The sequence below is a fragment of the Metaplanococcus flavidus genome (assembly GCF_042675885.1).
In the GTDB taxonomy this organism is placed as follows: Bacteria; Bacillota; Bacilli; order Bacillales_A; family Planococcaceae; genus Planococcus; species Planococcus flavidus.
In genome coordinates this window covers 21,602-30,661 of the sequence record NZ_JBHTKI010000016.1, presented here as the reverse complement: position 1 = coordinate 30,661, position 9,060 = coordinate 21,602, and the positions used below count along the sequence as shown (strand labels likewise).

7 protein-coding genes are annotated in these 9,060 nt (G+C 43.7%); 2 read left to right on the top strand and 5 right to left on the bottom strand.

The features are described 5' to 3' along the window. Positions 1-307 precede the first annotated feature (307 nt). Complete coding sequence (locus ACFQ1X_RS11230; RefSeq protein ID WP_144841463.1) at positions 308-1,210, bottom strand: DMT family transporter; 903 nt, start codon at positions 1,208-1,210, stop codon at positions 308-310. A 113-nt stretch (positions 1,211-1,323) separates the two neighbouring features. Between ACFQ1X_RS11230 and ACFQ1X_RS11225 the strand changes: the two genes are divergently transcribed. After that, a complete protein-coding gene (locus ACFQ1X_RS11225) occupies positions 1,324-2,061 on the top strand; it encodes an MgtC/SapB family protein (RefSeq protein ID WP_144841464.1) in 738 nt (245 codons plus the stop codon). Positions 2,062-2,096: 35 nt separating this feature from the next. Here ACFQ1X_RS11225 and ACFQ1X_RS11220 read toward each other — a convergent pair whose 3' ends face one another. The 4 genes from ACFQ1X_RS11220 to pruA all read right to left on the bottom strand — a co-directional run bounded on the left by ACFQ1X_RS11220 (position 2,097) and on the right by pruA (position 7,499). Continuing rightward, positions 2,097-3,260 carry an iron-containing alcohol dehydrogenase gene (locus ACFQ1X_RS11220; RefSeq protein ID WP_144841465.1) on the bottom strand — a complete coding sequence of 388 codons (1,164 nt, stop codon included), beginning with the start codon at positions 3,258-3,260 and terminating at the stop codon, positions 2,097-2,099. A 101-nt stretch (positions 3,261-3,361) separates the two neighbouring features. Then, on the bottom strand, positions 3,362-4,606 hold the full coding sequence (locus ACFQ1X_RS11215) for a Glu/Leu/Phe/Val family dehydrogenase (RefSeq protein WP_144841466.1): 1,245 nt from the start codon (positions 4,604-4,606) through the stop codon (positions 3,362-3,364). Between the two features lie 82 nt (positions 4,607-4,688). After that, the gene (locus ACFQ1X_RS11210; RefSeq protein WP_144841467.1) at positions 4,689-5,882 is read right to left on the bottom strand and encodes an ornithine--oxo-acid transaminase; all 1,194 of its coding nucleotides are present in this window, start codon (positions 5,880-5,882) and stop codon (positions 4,689-4,691) included. A 72-nt stretch (positions 5,883-5,954) separates the two neighbouring features. Then, entirely contained in the window at positions 5,955-7,499 is a 1,545-nt protein-coding gene (gene pruA, locus ACFQ1X_RS11205; RefSeq protein WP_144841468.1) for an L-glutamate gamma-semialdehyde dehydrogenase, read from the bottom strand. Between the two features lie 139 nt (positions 7,500-7,638). Here pruA and ACFQ1X_RS11200 point away from each other — a divergent pair, with 139 nt between their 5' ends. Beyond that, positions 7,639-8,955: a sigma 54-interacting transcriptional regulator gene (locus tag ACFQ1X_RS11200; protein ID WP_144841469.1), complete on the top strand. Its 1,317-nt coding sequence runs from the start codon at positions 7,639-7,641 to the stop codon at positions 8,953-8,955. Positions 8,956-9,060 lie beyond the last annotated feature (105 nt).

Here is a 9,060-nt window from a genome sequence, read left to right as displayed (position 1 = left end):
GATCAAACTCTCCATTATAGAGTAGTTGATTGCTCAAATACTTGCTGGCGCATCGCCGTCCGAAGACAAGCGATTCGCTTTGATCTGCACGAATGCTGATCAGTAAGTTGCGCGGGCCGTTTTGCGCGGCCGTTGCTGTTTGTTGACGTTTTGCTGTTCAGTTTTCAAGGTTCAAATTATAACGCCGCGCTCATTGGCGACTTTATTAATATATCTCATTTACAACTCGAAGTCAATACTATTTTAAAATATTTTTAACGAGTTGTTTTAAGGACATGTATTAATATAAACCGCCTGCGGGAAAAAATCAAGGGAAAACTTTATAAAAGGCTCTTTTAATTTTTTGATAATCGACTATAAAGAAAAGAATCCCCGTCAATACTATTGTTCCCCCAATAATCTGGCTGGCGCTTAACAACTCTCCTAATATAAAATACGCCAGAATTGCTGCACCGACCGGTTCGAAGAGAATCGCAATTGAAATGACATTGGTACTCACCCATTTTAATGCCCAATTGAAAAGTGTGTGGCCGAATAGGTTCGGAATCAATGCAAGAAGTAAAAACCACATCCATTCCTGAACTGGATACGGACCAAAAGATTCTCCTTTGATTATTATATAGAAGAATAACGTTATCGTACTTACACCATAAACTACAAAAGTATAGGTCATAAGCGATAATCGTTTGCGAACATCCTGGCCGAATAACAGATATGCGGTTATCAATGCACAGGCAATTAGAGCAAGGATATCTCCGAATAATGCTGCCCCACTTATTTTGAAATCGCCGTATGCAATGAGGACGCTCCCGCCAATCGCTATGAGCGCGGATACAATTGTTTTCAAAGACAACCGTTCCTTGAAGAAAAAATATGTTCCGGCAAATGCAAACAGTGGCTGCAGAGTAACCAAAACAGTAGAGCTTGCAACGGAGGTATAGTTCAAAGATTCAAACCACAAAATAAAATGAAACGCCAAAAAGATTCCGGCAATTGCTGTAAAGCCCCAATCTCGTTTGCTTAGTTTTTTCAATTCATGGGTATATTTTAAAAAGAATAGCGGGCTCATGATCAGTATGGAAAACAGCATTCTATAAAAAGCGGTCACGCCCGAATCTGCTATAGTCATTTTTACAAAGATTGCTGACATTGCCACCGAAATAACTCCGATGATAATTGGTATGTAAGGGTGGATTGCTGGCTTTTCCATGTTGGCACCTCAAAAATATTGTTTAGATTTCTACTTCTGAATATTTCATTACTGTTTAGTTTGTCATTCCTTTCATATAGAAGCAACAGGAAAATAGATTGGGGGTTATATTTTTGGAATTTTTCAGCGCTTTACAAATTTCTTCTTTCGAAACATTTCTTAAGCTGCTTATTGCTGCGGCGCTCAGTTTGGTAATAGGACTGGAACGCGAGCTCAAACGGAAACCGGTGGGCTTGAAAACGAGTGTCGTCATTTCGACGTTCAGCTGCTTACTCACTATCATATCGATTGAGTCTGCCTATATTGCTCAAGGCAGTGAATACGACAACGTTAATATCACAATGGACCCTTTGCGATTGGCAGCTCAAATTGTTTCCGGAATCGGCTTTCTTGGAGCCGGTGTAATTCTTAAGAGAGGCAACGATTCAATTTCCGGTTTAACTACTGCAGCAATGATATGGGGTGCGGGAGGTATTGGTATTGCTGTAGCAGCAGGATTTTATATTGAAGCATCCTTTGCTGTTCTCATTGTGTTGTTGGCCATAGAATTATTACCTCCTCTTCTTAATAAGCTTGGGCCATCTCGTCTGCGGCTTACTGAAGCAAATTTAAAAATATTCATTCTGGAAAGAAGCTATATTAAACCAGTTATCAAAGAACTGAAAGAATCTGGACTTCTTATTGAAGGAATGTCAATCACGCATCCCGATAATGAAAGAAGCAGCGGATCGGGTTACCATGAACTCGAGGTAAGAGTTTCTTACCTTCAGGAAAAGGATACTCTGGACTTATATCAGGATATATACGATATCGAATACGTAGAGCAAGTGGATATCGACATTACTAATTAAAAACTGCTTGAGCCAAATTGGCTCAAGCAGTTTTCTTATACAGATGCCTGAAGGATTTCACGGACATCTTTATCATTAAGTTTATTGAAATTGCCAAACTCTCCGTAAACTAGTGTTTTTTCTATAATGGACTCGAAACTTGAATCGTCGATTTTATAGTCTTCAAGCCGAGATGGTGCACCCAGAGAAGTCCAAAAAGCCGACAAGCGATCGATGCCTTCAAGCGCCGTCTCTTCATCTGTCTTCCCTGCGCTGTCAACTCCGAATACACGGACTGCCAATTGAGCAAATCTTGCTGGATTCACTTTGACATTATGGCGCATCCAGTGAGGGAATAAGATAGACAGCCCGCCAGCATGCGGAATATCGTAAACTGCCGAAACTGCGTGCTCAATGTTATGAGTCGCCCAGTCTCCGTTATAACCCATCTGCAAGAAGTTATTTAAACCCATGGTTCCTGCGAAAAGAATGGTTTCTCTGTGCTCATAGCTTTGCAGATCTTGCATCAATTTAGGACCTGTTTCGATAACTGCCCGCAATACCCCTTCAATCATCTGATCCTGAACCGGTGTATTTTCGGCATTATGGAAATATTGCTCGAACATGTGAGACATCATGTCGACAATTCCATAAGCAGTCTGATCTTCTGGCACCGTCATCGTATATGTAGGATCCAGAACCGAGAATTTTGGAAATGAAAACGGGCTGCCCCATCCATATTTTTCTTGCGTTTCTTCATTAGTGATAACCGATCCTGCGTTCATTTCTGAACCGGTAGCTGCAAGTGTTAAAACCGTGCCAAATGGCAAGGCATCTTTAGGCTGTGCTTTACGGGTAACAAAATCCCATGCATCCCCTTCGTATTTTGCGCCTGAAGCAATAAGTTTTGCGCAATCAATGACCGAACCGCCACCCACAGCCAACAGCATATCAATGTTTTCTTTTTTACAAATTTCTATCCCTTTTTTCGCTGTAGATAAGCGCGGGTTGGGTTCAACTCCTGCCAGCTCAAAAATTTCCATATCTGCTGAAGCCAGTGTTTCCATAACTTCGTCATAAAGACCATTTTTTTTGATGCTGCCACCGCCGTATACGACAAGGACTTTTTTACCTAATTTCGGAAGTTCAGTAGCTATAGTCTCGAGTTGTCCCTTACCAAAAATTAGTTTTACCGGATTGTAGAAAGTGAATTTATTCATCTATTGATCATCCTCCTATTCTCCATTATTATGTAGCTTCTCTTTTTCAAATGCAAAAAAACCGCTTGGAATATAGAATTCCAAGCGGTTTTGTAAGTGATTTAAACCCAACCACGGAAGCGTGCGGCTTCTGCGGTTCTGCGGGCACCCACCATATATGCAGCGAGACGCATATCGATATTTCGTGTAATGGAAACGTTATAGATGTTTTCGAAAGCATCAACTAACTTCTTAGTGAGTCTTTCGTCAACTTCCTCCTGAGTCCAATAATAACCCTGGTTGTTCTGTACCCATTCGAAATAGGAAACAGTAACACCACCAGCACTGGCCAGTACGTCAGGAACCAATAAGACTCCACGGTCTGTCAACATTTTTGTAGCTTCTGATGTAGTTGGGCCATTGGCCGCTTCAACTACAATTGATGCTTTAATATCATCCGCATTTTCTGCAGTAATCTGATTCGAGATTGCTGCAGGTACAAGAATATCGCAATCGAGTTCAAAAAGCTCTTTGTTGGTAATCGTGTTGTCAAAAAGATTTGTCACCATTCCAAAGCTGTCGCGGCGGTCAAGAAGATAATCGATATCCAACCCGTCCGGATCATGTAATGCTCCGTATGCATCGGAAATCCCAACCACTTTAGCTCCGGAATCATGAAGGAATTTTGCCAGGAAACTTCCGGCATTGCCGAAACCTTGAATTACGATACGGGCTCCCTGCATATCCAGGCCACGTTTTTTTGCAGCTTCATTAATGACGATCGTTACGCCCTGGGCAGTAGCTTTATCGCGTCCCTGTGATCCGCCGAGAACAATTGGTTTACCAGTAATGAAGCCAGGTGAATTGAATTCATCAATTTTACTGTATTCATCGAACATCCACGCCATGATCTGAGAGTTCGTGAAGACGTCCGGTGCTGGAATATCTTTGTTCGGTCCAACTATCTGACTGATGGCACGGACATAACCGCGGCTCAACTTTTCAATTTCGTGCATGGACATTTCACGTGGATCACAAATGATCCCGCCTTTACCGCCTCCGTAAGGAAGATCGACAATCCCGCATTTCAAAGTCATCCACATAGAAAGTGCAATAACTTCTTCGCGGTTGACATCCGGGTGAAAACGTACGCCTCCCTTAGTAGGACCTACGGCATCGTTGTGCTGTGCACGGAATCCGGTAAACACCTTTGTTATTCCATCATCCATGCGAACAGGAATACGGACTTCCATCATTCGCATAGGTTCTTTCAGAAGTTCGTACATCGATTCTTCATATCCGAGCTTTTCCAATGCAGTTTTGATTACGTTCTGCGTCGACGTCAACAAGTTCAAGTTTTCAGCCATTTTTTAAGTTCGCCTCTTTGTATTTTAGTAATTACTCCGCATCCAGTGTAACACAATCAGATAACGCTATGCTACACACTTCTTATTTCGAGAATACCTTGCGAATGCGCTCCAGAGCCCAGTCCAAATCATCTTTGCTGATAATCAACGGTGGTGCAAATCGGATTACTGTATCATGGGTTTCTTTGCATAATAGACCCAGTTCTTTAAGTTGCTCGCAATAAGGACGGGCAGCTTCATTCAATTCCATGCCGATGAACAATCCGCGTCCACGAACTTCTTTAATAGAAGGATGTGAAATTTCTTTTAGCTGGTCCATGAAATATTCACCCAGCTCCTGAGAACGTTCAGTCAGCTTTTCGTCCTGCAAAACCTTAATGGATGCGATGGATACTGCACATGCCAGCGGATTCCCACCGAATGTCGAGCCGTGCGACCCTGGATTGAAGACACCAAGAACTTCATTGTCAGCTACTACACACGAAATCGGGAATACTCCGCCTCCGAGTGCTTTACCCAGAATATACATATCCGGGTTTACGTCTTCCCATTCACAGGCAAACATTTTACCGGTACGCGCCAGGCCAGCCTGGATTTCATCGGCAATGAACAAGACATTGTTTTCGCGGCAAAGTTCTCTGGCCGCTTTCAGGAAACCTGGTGGCGGAATGATGATTCCGGCTTCCCCTTGAATCGGTTCAATAAGAAATGCAGCGGTGTTCGGAGTGATTGCATTTTTCAATGCGTCCAAATCACCGAAAGGAACGATGTTGATGCCTGGAAGCATCGGGCCGAAGCCTTTACGGTATTCAGGATCGGATGACAATGAAACCGCAGTCATCGTACGGCCGTGGAAGTTGCCTTCGCAAGCAATTATTTCTGCTTTGTTTTCTTCCACGCCTTTCACATTATATGCCCAGCGGCGTGCTGCTTTTACTGCTGTCTCTACTGCTTCAGCTCCGGTGTTCATCGGCAGAGCCATTTCTTTTCCGGATACTTCACAGATCATTTCATACCACGGTGCAAGCATATCGTTGTGGAATGCGCGGGAAGTCAATGTCACTCGATCAGCCTGGTCTTTCAGCGCCTGAATGATTTTCGGGTGTCTGTGCCCCTGGTTGACAGCTGAATAGGCAGACAGCATGTCCATGAATTTATTGCCTTCCGGATCTTTAACCCATACACCTTCAGCTTCTGCAATAACGATCGGCAGCGGATGATAGTTGGGTGCACCATATTTTTCAGTCTGTTTGATAATCTCCTGTGTTTTCGTCATTTGAAATTCCTCCTTTTGAAAAAGGCAGACTTGCAGTCTGCCTTTTCAATACTATTTGGATCTTTAATGCTTTTAGAACATTTCAGAAGTTATTTTTGCCTGCATATGAAGAGGGATATAATCCGGTCCGCCCGCTTTAGAGTCTGTTCCGGACATATTGAATCCTCCGAATGATTGGTAACCGACGATTGCACCTGTGCATCCACGGTTGAAGTAAAGATTACCAACGTGGAATTCTTCACGTGCATATTCAAGGTGTTCGCGGTTGTTTGTTATAACAGCACCAGTCAAACCATATTCTGTGTTGTTGGCGATATCAATCGCTTCTTTGAAATCTTTTGCTTTCATCAGGCCGACAACCGGTCCGAAGATTTCTTCCTGCATGATGCGCGCTTTTGGATCAAGATCGGCGAAGACTGTCGGGTTTACGAAGAAACCTTTTGAATCATCTCCGTCTCCACCGGCAACCAGGCGGCCTTCGCCTTTGCCGATTTCGATATAATCCATGATTTTCTTATACGAATTGCCATCGATGACCGGCCCCATATAATTGTTTTGATCAACCGGATCGCCGATCGTCAATTCATTCGTCAATTCGATGACACGCTCAAGAACTTGATCGTATGCATCTTCCACGATTACCGCACGGGATCCTGCAGAACATTTCTGTCCACTGAAGCCGAACGCGGATTTCACGATTGATTGAGCTGCCAATTCAAGGTCTCCGTCTTTATCGATGACCATAGTGTTTTTGCCGCCCATTTCAGCAATCAGGCGTTTCATCCAAATTTGGCCTTCGTTCACTTTTGAAGAGCGTTCTGCAATGCGCAGGCCGACTTCTTTTGAACCAGTGAATGAGATGAAGCGAGTGTTAGGGTGATCTACAAGATAGTCCCCTACTTCAGCACCCGGTCCTGGAATATAGTTGACGACACCTTTAGGCATGCCTGCTTCTTCCAAAACTTCGATAAATTTGTACGCGACAATAGGTGTTGTTGAAGCTGGTTTTAATAGAACTGTGTTTCCTGCAACCATTGCTGCAGCAGTCGTTCCTGCCATAATGGCAAATGCAAAGTTCCAAGGAGAAATGACAACGCCTACTCCCAAAGGAATATAAGAATATCGGTTGTCTTCGCCTGGACGGCTTTCGACATGCATACCATCTTTCAGGCGCAGCATCTGGCGACCGTAATATTCAAGGAAATCAATCGCTTCAGCCGTATCTGCATCCGCTTCGTTCCAAGGCTTTCCGGCTTCTTTCGTTAAAAGAGCCGAGAATTCGTGCTTGCGGCGGCGAATGATGGCAGCTGCTTTGAACAACACATCAGCACGCACTTCAGGTTTTACTTTTTTCCAAGTTTTAAAGGCTTCGTCAGCGCTTTGCATTGCTTTTTCAGCCAAATCTTTGTTTGATTTTGAAACGCGTCCAATCGTCTCTTCTTTATTGGAAGGGTTGAATGAAACGATTTTATCTTCAGTCGTTACACGTTCTCCACCGATGATCAATGGATAGTCCTGGCCAAGGTAAGCCTCGACAGTTTTCAAGCCTTCCAAATAATCGTTGCGGTTCTTGTCGATCGAGAAATCTGTGAATGGTTCGTGTTTGTAGGGAATCATAGCTAAATCCTCCTTGAATGTGTTTAGTGCAAAAAATATTTGCACTTTTAAAGCGTTTCCACTTATAATAATGCAAAAGATCTCTGCATAATTCAAGTGATTTCATTTGAAAAATTAAAATAATTTTGAGGTGGCTAATGTGAAGCAATTGAAATTGGACTTGGAACCATTCTACAGATTCGCTTCAGAGCACGTGGCAGTAGGGATACACGCTGTCGATACAAAAGGGAAAACGATTTTACATAATAAAAAGATGAGGGACATCGAAGGATTTGATTTTGAAGAATTGGCGGACCGGTCGCTGCTGGAAATGTTCCGTTTCGATCAGGAAGAGAGCACCTTGCTGAAAGTACTGCAAAGCGGTTCCCCTGTGCTCAATGCCAAGCAGACTTACTGGAACCGAAAGGGACAGGAAATTACAACGATCAATGACACTTATCCCGTCGTCGAAAACGGGTTGCTGATCGGGGCAATTGAATTGGCAAGGGATGTCACCACTTTGGAGAAAGTCGTCTATCAGCCGTTGAAGAAATATGAAGAACCGATTACATTCAACAGCATCACAGCCGTTTCTGCCAGCATGAAAAAAGTCATCGCCACAGCTGAAAAGGCGGCACTCGCGAAACTGCCCGTTTTATTGGTCGGCGAATCCGGAACCGGTAAAGAGCTGATCGCCGAAGCGATTCACCGGGCGCATGCAGATGCGTCGTCAGAGATGTCGATTCTTTTTTCACACGGCACCACGATCGGGTCGATTGAACAGATGTCCGAGGAAATGAAAAATAAGGCAAGCGGCACAGTCTATTGCGAAAGAATCGATATGCTGAACCTGCCGATGCAGCAGAAACTGCTGGAAATGGTGAAAGAACATTCCGGCAGCGATACTTATTTTATCGCCAGCGTCGGTGAAGATCCCGTTGAATTGATATCAGCACAAAAGCTGCTGAAGGAATTGTATTACTTCTTTTCAGCTATGGCGATTCCGATCCAGCCCCTTCGCCGGAGAAAAGAAGATATCATTCCATTTGTCCTTGATTATTTTTCGAGGCACCGGCTGAAGTTCGGCTCGATGGTAAGGCATGTTGATCAGCAGGTGGAAAAATTATTATTATCCTATGATTGGCCCGGAAATCTGAAAGAGCTGGAATTATTGCTCGATGAGATCACTTCCCTGCTGACAACCGAGGAAATTGTAAGCGTGGATCTGCTGCCCTATCATTTTAAAATGAAGACCGAAAAAACAGGGATGCACAAACCGGAGGACTTTATTGTCCAATCAAACAAGGAATTGCTGCCATTGGAAGAGTATTTATTAGAGGCTGAAATCTATTACCTGCAAAAAGCGATGGACCTGCATAATGGCAATGTCACAAAAGCAGCTGCGGCACTTGGAATGAGCCGCCAAAACCTGCAATACCGTTTACGGAAAATAAAAAAAAATGAAGGGCAGACCTGAGTCTGCCCTTCATTTTTTATGCTTTTCTTACTGTCCAAGCTTCAGCTGCCTATCTCTGACGGGCGCCGTCGCTTTTCTCTGTCCAGACTCCAGCGGCCCAGCTCT

Excerpts from the sequence above, each read along its gene's own strand:
- ACFQ1X_RS11230 (WP_144841463.1), bottom strand. The coding sequence starts at position 1,210 with ATGGAAAAGCCAGCAATCCACCCTTACATACCAATTATCATCGGAGTT.
- ACFQ1X_RS11220 (WP_144841465.1), bottom strand. The coding sequence starts at position 3,260 with ATGAATAAATTCACTTTCTACAATCCGGTAAAACTAATTTTTGGTAAG.
- ACFQ1X_RS11215 (WP_144841466.1), bottom strand. The coding sequence starts at position 4,606 with ATGGCTGAAAACTTGAACTTGTTGACGTCGACGCAGAACGTAATCAAA.
- ACFQ1X_RS11210 (WP_144841467.1), bottom strand. The coding sequence starts at position 5,882 with ATGACGAAAACACAGGAGATTATCAAACAGACTGAAAAATATGGTGCA.
- pruA (WP_144841468.1), bottom strand. The coding sequence starts at position 7,499 with ATGATTCCCTACAAACACGAACCATTCACAGATTTCTCGATCGACAAG.